This window comes from Coraliomargarita algicola (genome assembly GCF_033878955.1).
Lineage (GTDB): Bacteria > Verrucomicrobiota > Verrucomicrobiia > Opitutales > Coraliomargaritaceae > Thalassobacterium > Thalassobacterium algicola.
The window spans coordinates 1,694,490-1,709,225 of the sequence record NZ_CP138858.1 but is presented as its reverse complement, the minus strand read 5'-3'; the positions used below and the strand labels follow the sequence as shown (position 1 = coordinate 1,709,225).

Below are 14,736 nucleotides of genomic sequence, written 5' to 3'. Positions count from 1 at the left end.
ACGGAAACGGCCTAGTTTGCGACTAAGTTCAATACTATATGGTCAAAAAATCCGTCAAATCGACCATTCAAGGCTAAGTAGGCGAGGTAACCGTTGCCGCCGATCCCGAGTAGGAAGGCGAGTAGCATCGTGACCATGCTCTGGGAGATGGTCGCGAGGAAAATGCCAATGCCTGCGGATGCCGTGAGTCCCATAAGCAATGGATCGCCCAGTGCCCACGCGACATAGACGCCGAAGCCCAGTGTTAACATGGCGCGCCCGCGTGCCACTTGAAAGGCTTCGGTAACAGAGAGGTAGAGCAGTAGCCCCACTATTAGGTCGAATATGCCGATTAAAATGTTCGGATAGTTTAAAATCGAGGCGACGTTGCCCTCGTTGAGGAGCATTTGAATCTTGGGGACCAGTGGCAGCACCATGAAGAGTGCGGAAAAGACCATCATCAAGCCTAGTCCGGAAGATGAAATATTGGCGGCCAGTTCGAAGCTTCTTTTTTGACGAGTTAGTTTGCGCTTTTCAGCAGTATCGCCTTCGGCGGCAGCAAGTATCGTCTCCACATCAAGACCTTGCTCGCTGCGCCCCTTTGACTTGTCTTTTTTAGACTCATCGACTCTGAGTGTCAGTTTGTCGCGTTCTGGAAAGACTTGAGCGCTGAGCGTTTCATTGAGGGCGAGGGGAGTCCATTCCTCCTTGTCTTCGTCGTAATAAAGCGTGTTTGGGGTGACCTGACCCGCTTCAGCCAGCGTGAGCAGCTTCGAAATATCAAAGGGCCCGCGTGACTCGTCTTGCTCAGGTGTTCTTATGTAGTAGTCGGGCATGTTTCGTGTGGGTGATCGACGTTTGTAGTGTAGATTAGGCCAATGTCCCTAGCTTTCAGCAAGCGCAAAGAAAGCTGGCTCCGTTTGCATGTGTCTATTTTACAAGCTTATGAAAATTGTCAATCTGGCTGCCGATGCCTTTGTTTGAGGTGTGAACGGCCTTTTATCCGGGGCGGCCGATGTGTATACAGGACTTATCTGGTTCTGCGATATGACGTATGGGCTAGTTAGTTTATGCTTTGTCGATTAATGATCTTTGCGGTGGGTATCGTTGAAGTTTTTCTGGATTAGTCGTCGGCTAACGTGCTTTCGATTAAATATAAATTAAGGTAAAATCTCGCTATTTGTTAAGATTTGGCTGGATTGGTGCTGACTTGGATGACTGATTGCCACCTGTGAGAATACTAGTACTAACGTCTGTCTACCCGCCTCTCGGGTATAGTGGGCATGATGAACGCTGTCGTCAGACTGTGCAGGCTTTGGTGCGCCATGGTCACCAGATACAGGTGCTGACTTCCAATCATCGCTTGCCTCCGATGGGCGTGGTCGGTGAAAAAGGGGTTTTCCGAGAGCTACGGCTCTATCCCAGTGCTTTGGCAGAATCGCAGTTGGGGCGGTCGTATGCCGCGACGTATGCACATGAGCGAATCAATGCAGAAGCACTTGATTATCGCATTCGCCGATTTGCGCCCGATGTTATCTATGTCTGGAATATGCGCGACCTTTCGAAGTCTCTATTGTTTCGCTTGCAAAATAAAGGGCATCGGCTCGTTTACGATTTGCATATGGATTGGCTGCTGCCAGAGTTGTTCAATCGTGATCCTTGGTATTGTTGGTGGTTCGATAATTTAAGCAAGCGTTCCAAATTCTATCGTGGGTTGCTGCGCTGCGTGGGGAAGGCGCGGGCCGTGTTGGGTAGGATGCCAATCGGTGAGGTGCATCAATTGCGTTTGGATGGAAGCTACGTCGCGAGTCGTTGGCTGCGTGAGCAGTTGATCGAAGCGGGACTGAAGCAGGTCGAAACATTGCCGATTATCTACCCTGCGATCGATGCGCGAATGATTACGCCTAAGGAACGGTATGTGACGCGCCGCCGTTTTGTTTGGGCGGGACGACTGACGGAAGCGAAGGGAGCGGATATTGCGGTGGATGCAGTCGGTATTTTAAAACAGCGCGGTATCAACGTGTCGCTCGATCTTTTTGCGATGGGGGAGCCTAGCGAGCGCAAGGCTAAGCGCGAGCGAATACAAACGGCCGGACTCATTGATCAAGTGACGATGCGGGGCATTCGACCCGGGGAGTTGGCAGATCATTATGCTAATTATGACGCATTGCTGTATACGAGTCGTTATGGAGAGCCTTTTTCTATGACGGTGCTGGAAGCGATGCTATCGAAACTTCCGTGCATAGTGGCGGATGTGGGCGGTAATCAGGAAATCTTGGAGCATCAGCAAAATGCATTGTTGTTTCAGGCTGACAGTCCAGACGCATTAGCGGATGCGATGTTTGAGTTTATGCGTCGTAAGGATTATGGGCGCGAATTGGCAGAGAGCTCGATTGAAAGATTGCAAGCCGAGCAGACTGTCGAACACATTCTGTGAACAAATTATGCCTATTCTCGCTGCGCGTCCGTAGACCTCCGCAGGATTGGACCCATTATTAAGATGTCTGAAGCACCAAAAATCAATCACGTCCACTATGACGAGAACAGTCTTATATTAGACCGAGAGCAGCTTGATATGCTGATTATGGGGGACGAAGATGAAATCGATCAGGCGCTGGCGGCTGAGCTATTTGACCTGTTTGCCAATGAGAGTGCTGCCAAGCTGGAGTTGTTGCCAGAAGTTTGTGCGCAGGGCGATGTATTGCAGTTACGCAATATCGTGCACTTTATCGCAGGCAGTGCGGGGAATATGGGGCTGGCACGCTTGGCATCTTTCTATCGCGGGATCGAGCAAGCGATCGATGAGAAGCAACTGACTGACATCTCTCAAATTGAGGCGACCATTCGGCTTGAGTTTGAAACTGCCCGCGACGTCTTTCGAGATGCTTTTAATTTGTGATTTTTAGTCGTTATCCGGGGTTTCTTGTTCGAATCCATGGATGTGTTCGGTCTCATCCGGCGTCGTCATTACTTTATAGACGCACCAAAAGAGTAGGGCGCTGACCGAGCCTACAGAGAGTGTCATGATTATCCAGCCTGCGGTTGTCATAGTTTATTTTCCCTTCTTAAGGTTTTTGTAGCCAGGGTTGATTACGGTGATTATGGTAAATAGCGCCGCTACGAGTAAGATCAGTCCTACACTTAAGCGTGCCACGGTATTGGGCTCTATAAAAAGATCGACTACATAGCTACTATAATGGGCTTCGCCGGTGCTGAGATTGACCCCAAATATATTTGTGGCCATCCACAGCGCAAAAATGATTAGTAGCAAACTTGGGCTGACATATTTCATCACAAACGTGAAAAAGCGTGGGATACGGATGGCGGCACCTTGATGCGATAATTCCAGGCCTTTCTCGGCTCCCAGCATCCAGCCAAAAATAATGATTTGCATGGTCGCGAGTATGAAGATCAGGAAAGTGCCGACCCAGAAGTCCATGGTGTCGAGCGCTTTCACATCTTTACTGAAGTAGACGACGAAGCCGCAGCCGATCGCTGTGATCAAACCCAGTAGTGCGACCGATTGTTTGCGGTTGATTTTCATCGCTTCTTCTAGGAACGCGATGCCCGGTTGTAGCATGGACAGCGAGCTGGTAACAGCTGCGAGGAACAGCAGGAAGAAAAACAGAAAGCCAAATATTTCGCCAAAAGCCATATTGGCAAAGACCATTGGTAGCACATTAAAGCCTAGTCCGAAGGTGCCCATGCCCGCGACGCCAGCGACGCCGAGAAAAGTGACCGCCGCAGGCAGGGTGATCAGTCCACCCAAGGCGACTTCACAAAACTCGTTGGCACTGGTGGCCGCCAGGCCACTGAGCACCACGTCGTCGTTTTTCGACATATAGCTGGAGTAGGTGATGATTACGCCAAAGCCCACCGAGAGAGAGAAGAAGATTTGTCCCGCCGCCGCTAACCACAGCTGTGGGTTGAGTAATTGTTGGCGCATTGAAATATGGCGCACGCGCATGGTCTCGCTATTGGCAGCGGCGGCGTTCACGGCGGCCAGGCGCTGTTCGTCGACGACCTCGCGATCTACGATCCACTCTCCGGTCTCGTCTTTGAGTTCGACCACGTGTTTGACCGGGTTCCACATGAAGCCCAAGCCGTTACTTACGTTACGCGCGGGGTGCTCGGCGTCTGGGGTGCCCAGTGTCAATACCCGTAGCAGAATGATGAACGCGATGAATACCAGGGTTGGCATCGCATATTTGCAGAACAATTCAATCCCCTTGGAGATGCCGCGATAAATCAGAATAAAGTTCAAAAGGAACACCAGTAGGAGGTAAAATCCTACTTGCTGCAGGCCAAAGCCCAGCGCACTGCCGTCTGCGCCGATGCCGATGAAATTGCCCCAGAATTCGCCGGATTGCTCGACTGTGGCGAAGTCCATGTCTCCCGTTAGAAAATTGACTGCATAGCCGAGGCACCAGGCTTCGATATACACATAATACATGTAGATGATTACCGGAATCAACACCCCGATCACGCCGACGTATTTGAAGGCCGGATGACGGGTGATGTAGTTGAAGATGCCTGGGCATGAATTAAAGCCAGCCTGTCCGCCATGGCGGCCCATGATCCATTCCGCCCAACAGATGGGCAGCCCGATTAGGAGAAAAGAGATAAAGTAGGCCAACATGAAGGCACCACCGCCGTATTCCGCTGCTTGTCCGGGGAAGCGTAGGAAATTGCCCAGCCCCACGGCACTACCCGCGACCGCTAAAATGACACCGAGTCGCGAGTTCCAGGATTCTTTGATTCGTTTAACCATCTTGAATAGTATCAAGTGACCGCTAGGGGCTCTGCGCCAGAAAAAAATCCAAGCTATCGGAGTGACTTTACGCAGCGGGGGCTTTTAGATCGCGGAATGTCTTTGATTGATCGCTATGTTTTGAAGGAATGGCTTATTGGTTTCACGCTCACAATGGGCGTGATTATCGGTATTCTGATTCTGCAGAACATGTATGACTCCTTGCCCGACTTGCTGGATACCGATGCCAGTTTTCAGCAAATACTTTTTTATTACAGTCTGGCTTTGCCGAGTTATTTACCTGCTATTTTGCCCATCGCATTACTGGTATCGCTACTGTTTACGCTTGGCACCTTACACCGGAATAATGAAATCATCGCGATGCGTGCATCCGGGGCGAGCCTCTTCCGGATCAGTCGCTCCCTGTGGGGCGCTGGCCTGCTGCTCACTGCCTTGCTGTTTTACCTGACCGCTTCGGTCATTCCGAAATCGGTGGAGCAGTCGCGCACATTTTTTGATAATCTTGAGTTTGCGGCCGATGAAGTGGAGCAGGATGCGCGCGAGGTGGGGCTGATTTACAATCTTGGATTTGATAACCTCAAAGATGGGCGTTTGTGGTTTATGAATCGCTTCAGTGAGCGGGCTTGGCTGGGGCTGGGGGTGAACGTGCACAGTCGTGATCAGTCCGGGCAAGAGCTCAGCCGCATTTCAGCCAGTGAGGCCTATTTCGATAATACTCAAGGCAGTTGGGTCTTTATCAATGGGCGTGAGCTGATGCTGGACCCCGAGACGGGCGATCCGTTGCGTGCACTTACGTTTAAAGAAAAGAAGTTCGAGGACTTTGACGAAGATCCCACGCTCATGCTGGCGCTGCATAAGAAGCCCAAGGAGCTCTCGCTCAACGAATTGAAGCGTATAATAGATACCGTAACGCCAGAGGAGAATCCGTCTGTGCGTGCCTACTTGGTGCAGTATTATTCCTTGTTGGCGGCACCTTTCAGTTGCTTGGTCGTGGTTGGCATTGCGGTGCCATTTGCGGTTGCGGGCGTTCGCACGAATCCTATGATTGGTGTCTCCAAGGCGATGGGGTTCTTTGCGATTTTTTATGTCTTAATGAGCGTCGCATCGATTCTGGGAGAGCGTCAGCTCGTTTCCGCGATGCTGGCCGCATGGATTCCGAATTTAGTGATGCTGGCGCTGTCAGCCCGCTTGTTTATTAAGGCTCGCTGATTTTAGACTTATGGAAAATTTAACTAGTATTCAACTGACTGGGGCCGCTCAAGGCGCGGGGCACCCGTGGGTTTCGTTGGAGGCACTCTCTGGCCCGTTGCCGGAAGCTCCCTGTGTGGCGACCTTACTCGATGTTTCTGGTCAAGTGCTTGGAAGCGGTCTGTTCGATCCCCGTGATCCGTCGGCTGCATGGCGACGTTTCAGCTATGCCGAAGGGGCACATTTTGACGGTGCCTATCTCGCGGGCGCGATCAACGATGCGCTGGCCCGCCGCAGCGATGAGCATTGCCAGCGTCTGATCTGCTCGGATGCCGACTATTTGCCCGGTCTCGAAGTGGAGCTATACGACGGGGTGCTCACGGTGACTTCGACGCACCCAGTTGTGGATGCTGTGATGGATGCGATTGTGGAGTCGCTGAAGGAAGCCTGTGAGCCGAAGGAAATTGTATTTTTGAAGCCGGGGACCGCACAGACTTTGAGCGGGCAAAATCTTAAAGCACGCTGGATCGAGATCGACGGCATCGCCTATCGGATCGATCTGCTCAACACGGAAAAGCCGCGTTTTTATCTGGATCAGCGTGAGCAACACGCCCTCGTCGGCAGCTTGTGTGAAGGTCGTACGGTGCTGGATGGCTACGCACACAGCGGTGCCTTTGCACTACAAGCGGCACGCAATGGAGCCGAGCACGTGGTGGCGGTCGATTGCTCGGAAATTTGCATTAAAGCAATCGGTGCGCAGGCGCAAAAGAACAACTGTTTTGTGGAAACCATCGATGCCGATGTGGCTGCATTTTTGGCAGAGCGTGGTGTCGGCGATTTGGATGCGATTATTCTCGATCCGCCACATACGGAAGCTTTCGATGCTGTTCGGGTAGAGGCGCTGCATACCAGTGCATTTACTTGTCTGCCGGAGGGCGGGCTGCTGGCGACTTACTGTCGCTCTACCACGACCACGGCTGCTGCATTCGAAGCCGTGGTGGCGCAGGCAGCGAGTGCTGCGGGGCGCGAAGCCCGCATCTTTGCCCGCACCGCACAGCCTTTCGATTTTCCTGTTTTGTTGAACTTTCCTGAGAGCCGCTACCTCAAAGGTTTAATACTGCAGGTCGAGTGAACTCGTGGGGCGTTTATTTTAAACGGGTATCTCAGTTAAATGTGTCTTCACCGCGGCCTGATAGGCCTCTCGGATCTGTTGTTTGTCGCCTTCGCAGCTGGCGCAGGCCTCGCTTTTATCCAGCAGTTCTTTGGCAAACTTGGTCAGACTGTCCCGACGTGCTCCATCGAGCGCAGGATCGTCGCCAATTTTTTGTAAAGCCATGAAGATTCGGCTCACCACATTGACATCTTCGCGACCATAATGGTGGATCTGTTGAAATGCGGTCCGCAGGATTTTTTCGAAATCGTGCTTGGGCGTGATGAGGCGCAGTGCTCCTTCCGCATCGGCTCGATAGTTCGACGGGAATGGTCGCTGGGCGATTGCCCGTAGTGATGTGGCGAGGTAATCGATGCACTCGATTGCGGTGTGTGGATCGTTGATGCCGGGGGACAGCGCCCGTATCGCCATCTCTTCCAATTGCTTGATTGGAAAGGTCAAGTCCTGCTCACTGGTTGGAAAGCGGCCAAACACGAAACAGCTGAGTAAAGTTTCGGCAGTGTCCTCGCAAAGTGCTTCGTCGGCGAAGGCTTGGCAGACATGCTCGTTTTGGAGTAGGAACGTGCCGGGCTGAACGTGCAGTTTGACGATGAGAGCGTGCGTTTGCGCCAGTTCTAGCAAGCGATCACTACGAACAGCCTGTAAGTAGCCGGGCTTGGGGGTGGTGATGGGGCTCGCGATCTTAGCTTGCAGGCTGGCCGCGACGGCCTCTTGCTCCAGCACTACAGCTGGCGTATCCAATGGCTTTGATAGGTTCTCTGGGAAAATGTCATGCACCAATCCACTGAGGTCTTCGTGCACGCGCTCTAGAATGGACTGCACTTGAATTGTGACAGAGATGTGATGGATGAAATAAATCATCATCCCGATACACACGACAGCGGCAACCACCGCGACCAGGATGGATAGGTGCGGCACGAACTCCACCTCGCCGGAGTGAATGTTGCGCATAATGAGAATGCTGTATATGAAGCAGGCGGCAAATGAGCCGATCACAATCTGGCTGGGGCGGTCTTCTATAAAGTTTTTTACTAAGCGGGGACCATACTGCTGCGAGGCGAGGGTGAGCACCACGATGGTGGTCGAAATCAACACGCCCGCGACAGTGATCATCGAGCCTGCGATCGTCGAGAGCACCGCACGTGCACCATCCGGGCTGCTGGCAACGAGCCATTCGAAGTTCTGGAGCCGCTGGTGGAGTCCTAGGAGGTGGTCTGTGCCTGTGAGTAGGAAGGCGATACAAATCGCTGAGAGAAAGAGGCCGGCAGGAATAAACCAAAACGATTGGGTGATTCGTCGAAAGAGCAGCAGAAACAGAGATTTGTTCATCGCCCTTTAGGCTACTACTAGATCCACAGTAAGCAATGCGTATCTAAGCTTCGGCTCGCGTTTGAATTTTTGGTGGGAGCATCTCTTTGCCCGTTGACAGGCGATCTGAAATATGGTGATTCGTCGTTGAATATGAGGATGCATGCTGTGCTGCTTACTGTGAGTTTGTCGCTATCGATAGGGTCGTCAGGCATTTCTGTCTGCAGAGCGTCTGGCGTCTTTGACGTGGAGCCTGTGACTGTGGTGCAGCCGGAAGTTTTGCGCATGCAGCGTCTATTTCAAACTCCGACCTCGGTCGGCAATGGGCCGGGGACCTTCATATATTCCCCGATCTCCAGCTACCGTGGGCATGTTTATTACACCTGGCTCGATGATACGCGTCGTCCGCAGATTGTGCAGATCCGGCCAGATGGTTCTCGCATTGTCACTGCGGTGGATGCTCCCGATTATCAGGCTTATCCCGATGGGCATCATCGCTTATCCCTGGGCGTAGATGCCGATGGTTATATCCATATCGCAGGAGATATGCATGGTGGGGTGAATGATCGTAAATTGAGCACTGAGCGATTCCGGGGCGCGAATGTTCTCTATTGGCGTTCCACTCGTGCGGGGGATGTCTCTCGTTTCGATTTCCTGGGGAAGGATCCAGCACGTACGATTCCGATGCCGAATGCCACTTATGCATTCTTTTTACGCGACCGAAACGACGAATTATATTTTGCGGGGCGGATTGTGGCTAACCCTGATCGGAAGAAAGTTCCCGAGGCGCATCGTGGTGTGGGCTTGTATCGCTATGATACTGAGGAGCTTACTTGGAAGGCACTTGGTGGCACTCGCAATCCTGTGAATGGAGTTGAATTATCCAAGACGCTCTTCAATAGCGTGAATGAATGGGGGAATCTGGCTTCGCCGGATACACCCATTTGGTATCGCTGGAATATGGTTGGAATGGCTTTTGATCAGCACAATCGACTGCATTTCGCGGTCAATGCGAATACCCCGATGGGGGAGGGCACGCATGTCTTTTATGGAGCTTCCGATGATGGCGGTGAGAGCTGGCAACGAGCCGATGGCAGCTCCGTGGCCTTGCCTATGATAGATAGTTTGGTGCCACATGCCAATCGGCCCGACATGATTTTTGCACCTGCTGGGAATGACCTGGGCACACGTGGTCCAACCTATCCGTTCTTTGATTCGCGCGGTGCGCCGGCCGTATCGGTTGATGTGAAAAAACAAGATGCTCCTTCGGAAAACAAATATATTTATTGGGATCGAGCGCAGCAGGCATGGTCGGGGTTGGTGGATGTGCCGATCCCCCGGGCACGGCATTGGACGAAAAATTTCTACCTTGGGCGTGATGGAATGATTAATTTTGTTTGCTACAATCGTCTCTATCGTGCGCCTGGATATGAACAAGTCGGGCGGGACTTTCAGGTGCCTGGGCAGTTTGCCTTTATTGATCCGATCGCTCTGTTGGAGCACAACGTGATGCTGGCTGTGCTCGGTATCGGCTCCGAGCGAACCGCAGTTTATCGCATTGATTTCGTGCCAGTGCCTGAGGACGGTTGGCGTAGTGATTATGAGGATTTGGCGGGGAGTCCGCTGGACGAAGTGGTCGCAATGGTCGAGGCGGGGCGTCGTTTGAATTCCGGGGAGCGTGGTGAGTTTCGACCAAACGATGCGATTACGGCTAGTGAATGGGTGGATATGTTATTGAGCGCCAGAGCCTGGGCGGTCGATGGTGCGATTGATTCGGCTGCCAATTGGCAACAAGCCCTGGGCGAGGAGCTTCTGATGGTCGAGCGTGAGGATGCCCCGCTTACGCGCTCCGATGCGATTACGACGCTTGTTCGCTCTGCTCCAGGAGAGGCATGGCCGCAGGATGTGGCAGTGGAGCTCTCCCAAGACTCCAGCGAGACTCTAAGTCAGCAGGCTTGGCGGATGATGGCGTCGGCGGATACCTTGGGCTTGCTGCCAGCGGGATGGATGAGCACGCCTGAGTCCTGGAAGCAATACCTGTCGCGGGGCGAAGCGATTGCGGTGCTGCGTCGCCTTTACTTTCCAGAGTTTCGACAGCTGAAGTAAATTTTTTTCGATAAAGCACGAATTGTATTCGACGTTGAATATTTTTGTGGCATAGATTCAGAGTCTTCCCAAAGAAATCTGCCACCCCAAAGTTTAATATGAAGTTCTCGAAGTATCCGAAAGTATGCGCCTGCGCTGCGTATATGGTCTCGTTATTTACTCTGCATATGCTTGTCCTCCAGTCTGAGGCCTCTGATTCGGGAAGCCGCATCGGTTCGGGATTTTCAGGCCAGGCGCTGGGCTCCGTTGAGGTCGGCGTTCGTGGGGCACCTTCGCTTCCGAATCCTGTTGCGTTTGCCCGGGGCGAGGAGATGCAGCGAATGGATGCTCGATTGGATATAAGTTCTTTTCCGGGCAAAGGAGGGGATGCGGGCACGCAGATCTACGAGCAGCCTGTTTTCACAGTGGGTAATAAGATGGTTTGTGTGCGGAAGATTGATGGACGTGATTTGGCAGACAAGGAGGAATACGTCTCGATCTATATTGATGGCAAAGAGGTGGGCCGCTTTAGCTTCTGGGGAAGTTATCAGGGGAACTCTGGTTATCCTTTCGAGGCGATCGAAGGCGATCCCGAAACATTGGAGGTCGACAAAGCCGCAGACTTGGTTCGCTACACTAAGCCCTATTTGACCCCGGCAGGGCGACGGGCACTCTTTACATATACCTTACGGTCTTTGGGGAATAGTCAGCTTGAGTTGGCCTGGGATTTAGGAGTGTCTGAAGCTGAGATGCAGGCGTCCTCGGTGCCTTTTGGTGTCGCCTTGTGGTTTGTGATCGATGGTATTGTGCGGGAACAGGAAATTCGTTTCGGAGACGAGGTCTTGGAGCACGCGCCCCTGCATGAACTCCTGCAAGGGAAGGTTTCCACAGATGTGGCAGGTGATTTTCACTATGCTCCAGGTCAGCCGGCTGGCAGTTATTCTGTATTGTTAGGTGGGCGAACAGGTGTGGTGACTGAGTCTGTCTTTATTGATGATCTGGATCGTGAACGCTATGGCTGGATTCTACGTGTGAGAAATCAAGTCGCGGAGAGTTCGGGACAGGTTGTGATTGATTTAGAGGAGGGCCAGTTGCCGCAAGCGAATGTGCCAGCGCCCTTGATGGGGCACGATTTCTGGAAGATTGATGGCATTCATGTGCCTGCTTCACCGGTGCGTAATCTCATGCCTAACCCCAGTTTTGAGCAGGGGCTCCGGCATTGGCAGTGGACGCATGGAGGCGCCTATTATACGCCAGGAGAGGGACCGCGATTCGAAGCTGTTGCGGCAGGATTATTTGGGCCAACTGCGCTTAGGCTGAATGATCGACAGTTACGTTCTTCTGCGCTGCGAAGCTTTCCGATGCCGTTAGAGGTGGGCAAGACGTATACCTTGAGCTTCTATGCTAAAGCGGATCGAGCTTGTGAATTGAATGTTGCGCTCGGGAGCGCTGCCCGTGGAGGGAAGTTTCAGGGGCGCTATGGTTTAGTGTTTGGCGACAACGATTCGCCGGATGCAAAGTTTCAGATCGGCACGGAGTGGGAGCGCTACAGCCGTACCTTCACTGCTGATGGGGCCGGCGTTCAGGTCATACTATCAGGGCGTTTTAATACGCTGCTAGACGGGCTTCAGTTGGAAGAGGGTGACACCGCGTCTGAGTTTGTGAGTGCTCCACTCGATGGTTGGTTGCTGACGAGTGATCCGGATAACGATCTCGTGAAAGGAAATCCTATCCAGGGAGCATTCCGATTTGTGGGGGAGCCAGGCACCTCTGGACAGGTCGAAATTTCACTGAAGAACGCATTTCGCGAGGTGATATATGAGGACAGTTTTAGTGTGAGTGTGCCTGAGGGGGGAATGCTTACGCTGCCTTTGCCATTGGACGCCCAAGCTATGGGGGAGGGGGTCTTTGTGGTTCGGGCGGACTATCAAGTCGAGGGGTATGAGCCTTATACACATTATTATCGACTCTCGGTGATGAGGCCGCTGTCGAATACCCATGCCACTAAGGATGTCTTTGGGGCACTTGTCGGGCATATACGAACACTAGGACGAGGTGAAGATCTGGCTCGTAAGTTTATGGAATGGGGCTTTGGGTCCACCAGTTGGGGGATCACCACTTCACCTGAGGATTTTGAAGTGCGGGCTCCAATGGAGAAGAAATATCGTATCGCTAATTATTTTGCACCCACACGGTTTTTGTATGGCAGTCAGCATCAGCAGCTAAAGGAGTTTAAATACTGGACTGAGGTCAGCCCCGAGTTGGAGGCTTTGATCGAGGAGGAAGCTTATCAGAAAGTGAAACTGTATGATCCAGAGCAGTATTATACATGGAGCATGGGCAACGAAGAAGAGAGTTCCCCATTGGTGGGGAACGGTCGTTTTGATGAGTATTTTAAAGCGCAATCGGCTGCTGGGCGTGGGGTGAAACGGGCGAATCCCAACGCGATCTTTGCTCCAACTAATGGCACCAGTGGCTACAACCGCTTGCGAGGTTACGATGCGATCGAGGGCTATCTAAAGGCCTCTGTCGATCACGGTTTTGAGTATGATGCTGTTGCGGTGCATCCATATGGAAGCGCGGATAAAGGGACCTTGAGTACCAGTGATCTGGATGAGGAGACGGCGCGCTTGATTGAGCAAATGGCACGTTATGGCTACGGAGAGGAAACGCCGATCTATTACACCGAAATGTTTAACATTCCGGAGACATTGTTTCCTGCATGGGGGGCGGGACCTGCGTATGACCATTATTCTGCGGGGAAATTGAGTTATGATTTTGGTAACCGTGAGTTTATTCAGGCGGCGACTGCTGCGCGGGTCTGGACGATTGTTTTAAAATATTGGCCGCGTGTGCAAAGTACCAATCTCTGGGTGGGTCGTCCATTTCTGGATTACTATTTTGCGCCGACTCTATTTGCTAAAGCCGCCAACACTATGGGGCATCATTTTGCAGAGGTTGAGTATGTGGCGGATATCAAGCCAGCTGCTGGGGTTCGTGGCTATAGTTTTAAACGTCCCGATGGGAGTGCGATTGCCGCGCTGTGGTGTGTGGATCACGATGTTGAAAACGGTTTAAAACAGGGACCAGTCATGGAGTTGAGCTTTGACCAAGACGTTGAGTTGTTTGATTTCATGGGCAATCCTCGTAGTGCCGTTGCTGATAGCCAGGGTAGAGTTAGCATTCCATTGACTCCGGCACCCTTATTCATTGAGGCAGCGGATGTGGTCTCTTTGACTCAATCGTTACAAAACGGAGAGCTCAACGACGCGACCTCCGCACTCGCAGTGGCGTTGACGCCCTCTCTGGAGGGGCCGATTTATGTGGACGTGAAAAACCTGACTGGGCGTCCTCAGGCGGGCGTGGTGACGGTCGCGGGACAGCTTTTGAACTATGAGTTGGCAGGTGAGGAGGTCGCTCGTATCGAGATCCCCGAGCAGGCGACGCCAGTTGAGTTTGGAAAAATGTATAGTTGGAGAGATTCTTATACTGTGCAACCGGCGAAGGGTAAAGGCGTGCGCGGAGACTGGGATATGGAATATTTCTATGTTCCGAAAACGCATGGTATGCCGGACTGGTCGAACGGTACCTGCAATTGAGATGAATAATCGAGTCGTCTCTAAGAATTACAAAGGAGAATTACCCGCAGGTGATCAAAGCGCCCGCTTCCGCGTCGCCTGGGATGAGGAAAACCTTTATCTGCGAGTAGAGGTGGAAGATGATCGTTTCCTTGTTTCGCCGGAATTATGGGAACGGCCTAAGGCTGAGAATAGTCTATGGGTACACGATGGCGCTTTGGAGGTCTATTTTGATACCGGGGCTGACGGACGTACTAACTTGGAAAAGACATTTGATGATGACGACTATCGCTATGACTTTTCAATTTCCAAAACCGGGGAGTCCGGGCCTGGGCAGGTGAATCGTTTTCGTGAGGTCTATCATCAGTTGGCAGATGGCATTCATATGCCAACCAAAGCTGAAGTGGCAGAGAAAGTTGTATCTGACTTCCAGCGCACGGAGACGGGCTATACTTATACGATCACATTTGGCCAGCGCTATCTTGAGCCTCTGATGTTGCGAAAGGGCTTCACCAGTGGATTTGCTCTGTATCTTCACGATAATGATGAACCGATGTTGGGGTATTGTCCCAAAGGGCTGTCATTGGCGACTCAAGCGGGGGCTGCATGTGATTATCATCCCGAACTTTGGCCATTGATGATACTTAGCGAATAAG

11 protein-coding genes are annotated in these 14,736 nt (G+C 52.2%); 7 read left to right on the top strand and 4 right to left on the bottom strand.

Annotated features, from left to right (window positions below; genetic code table 11):
• Positions 1-11 precede the first annotated feature (11 nt).
• The gene (locus tag SH580_RS06500) at positions 12-815 is read right to left on the bottom strand and encodes a DUF4339 domain-containing protein (protein WP_319834201.1); all 804 of its coding nucleotides are present in this window, start codon (positions 813-815) and stop codon (positions 12-14) included.
• 395 nt (positions 816-1,210) lie between these two features.
• On the opposite strand from SH580_RS06500, the gene SH580_RS06495 reads away from it, so the two are divergent.
• Both SH580_RS06495 and SH580_RS06490 read left to right on the top strand, forming a co-directional pair.
• Positions 1,211-2,416, top strand: coding sequence for a glycosyltransferase family 4 protein (locus SH580_RS06495; RefSeq protein WP_319834200.1), 1,206 nt, complete (start codon positions 1,211-1,213; stop codon positions 2,414-2,416).
• Positions 2,417-2,479: 63 nt separating this feature from the next.
• Complete coding sequence (locus SH580_RS06490; RefSeq protein ID WP_319834199.1) at positions 2,480-2,878, top strand: Hpt domain-containing protein; 399 nt, start codon at positions 2,480-2,482, stop codon at positions 2,876-2,878.
• Between the two features lie 3 nt (positions 2,879-2,881).
• Here SH580_RS06490 and SH580_RS06485 read toward each other — a convergent pair whose 3' ends face one another.
• Together SH580_RS06485 and SH580_RS06480 are read right to left on the bottom strand one after the other, a co-directional pair.
• Positions 2,882-3,004: a hypothetical protein gene (locus SH580_RS06485; RefSeq protein ID WP_319834198.1), complete on the bottom strand. Its 123-nt coding sequence runs from the start codon at positions 3,002-3,004 to the stop codon at positions 2,882-2,884.
• 27 nt (positions 3,005-3,031) lie between these two features.
• A complete protein-coding gene (locus SH580_RS06480; RefSeq protein ID WP_319834197.1) occupies positions 3,032-4,750 on the bottom strand; it encodes a sodium-dependent transporter in 1,719 nt (572 codons plus the stop codon).
• Between the two features lie 96 nt (positions 4,751-4,846).
• Here SH580_RS06480 and SH580_RS06475 point away from each other — a divergent pair, with 96 nt between their 5' ends.
• Together SH580_RS06475 and SH580_RS06470 are read left to right on the top strand one after the other, a co-directional pair.
• Positions 4,847-5,959: an LptF/LptG family permease gene (locus SH580_RS06475; protein WP_319834196.1), complete on the top strand. Its 1,113-nt coding sequence runs from the start codon at positions 4,847-4,849 to the stop codon at positions 5,957-5,959.
• A 10-nt stretch (positions 5,960-5,969) separates the two neighbouring features.
• The gene (locus SH580_RS06470; RefSeq protein ID WP_319834195.1) at positions 5,970-7,070 is read left to right on the top strand and encodes a class I SAM-dependent rRNA methyltransferase; all 1,101 of its coding nucleotides are present in this window, start codon (positions 5,970-5,972) and stop codon (positions 7,068-7,070) included.
• Positions 7,071-7,088: 18 nt separating this feature from the next.
• Here the strand turns inward: SH580_RS06470 and SH580_RS06465 are convergent, their stop codons facing one another.
• Positions 7,089-8,438, bottom strand: a complete 1,350-nt coding sequence (locus SH580_RS06465) for a DUF2254 domain-containing protein (RefSeq protein ID WP_319834194.1) — start codon at positions 8,436-8,438, stop codon at positions 7,089-7,091.
• Positions 8,439-8,663: 225 nt separating this feature from the next.
• Between SH580_RS06465 and SH580_RS06460 the strand changes: the two genes are divergently transcribed.
• From SH580_RS06460 to SH580_RS06450, 3 genes are all read left to right on the top strand, one after another.
• Positions 8,664-10,523, top strand: a complete 1,860-nt coding sequence (locus SH580_RS06460) for a BNR-4 repeat-containing protein (RefSeq protein ID WP_319834193.1) — start codon at positions 8,664-8,666, stop codon at positions 10,521-10,523.
• A gap of 167 nt (positions 10,524-10,690) precedes the next feature.
• The gene (locus tag SH580_RS06455) at positions 10,691-14,101 is read left to right on the top strand and encodes a carbohydrate binding domain-containing protein (protein ID WP_319834192.1); all 3,411 of its coding nucleotides are present in this window, start codon (positions 10,691-10,693) and stop codon (positions 14,099-14,101) included.
• Position 14,102: 1 nt separating this feature from the next.
• Complete coding sequence (locus SH580_RS06450) at positions 14,103-14,735, top strand: sugar-binding protein (protein ID WP_319834191.1); 633 nt, start codon at positions 14,103-14,105, stop codon at positions 14,733-14,735.
• The last annotated feature ends 1 nt before the right edge of the window (position 14,736 follow it).

What these genes read in the sequence shown, in the direction of transcription:
- SH580_RS06500 (WP_319834201.1), bottom strand. Translation starts at nt 815, where the DNA reads ATGCCCGACTACTACATAAGAACACCTGAGCAAGACGAGTCACGCGGG.
- SH580_RS06490 (WP_319834199.1), top strand. Translation starts at nt 2,480, where the DNA reads ATGTCTGAAGCACCAAAAATCAATCACGTCCACTATGACGAGAACAGT.
- SH580_RS06485 (WP_319834198.1), bottom strand. Translation starts at nt 3,004, where the DNA reads ATGACACTCTCTGTAGGCTCGGTCAGCGCCCTACTCTTTTGGTGCGTC.
- SH580_RS06480 (WP_319834197.1), bottom strand. Translation starts at nt 4,750, where the DNA reads ATGGTTAAACGAATCAAAGAATCCTGGAACTCGCGACTCGGTGTCATT.
- SH580_RS06475 (WP_319834196.1), top strand. Translation starts at nt 4,847, where the DNA reads ATGTCTTTGATTGATCGCTATGTTTTGAAGGAATGGCTTATTGGTTTC.
- SH580_RS06470 (WP_319834195.1), top strand. Translation starts at nt 5,970, where the DNA reads ATGGAAAATTTAACTAGTATTCAACTGACTGGGGCCGCTCAAGGCGCG.
- SH580_RS06465 (WP_319834194.1), bottom strand. Translation starts at nt 8,438, where the DNA reads ATGAACAAATCTCTGTTTCTGCTGCTCTTTCGACGAATCACCCAATCG.
- SH580_RS06455 (WP_319834192.1), top strand. Translation starts at nt 10,691, where the DNA reads ATGCTTGTCCTCCAGTCTGAGGCCTCTGATTCGGGAAGCCGCATCGGT.
- SH580_RS06450 (WP_319834191.1), top strand. Translation starts at nt 14,103, where the DNA reads ATGAATAATCGAGTCGTCTCTAAGAATTACAAAGGAGAATTACCCGCA.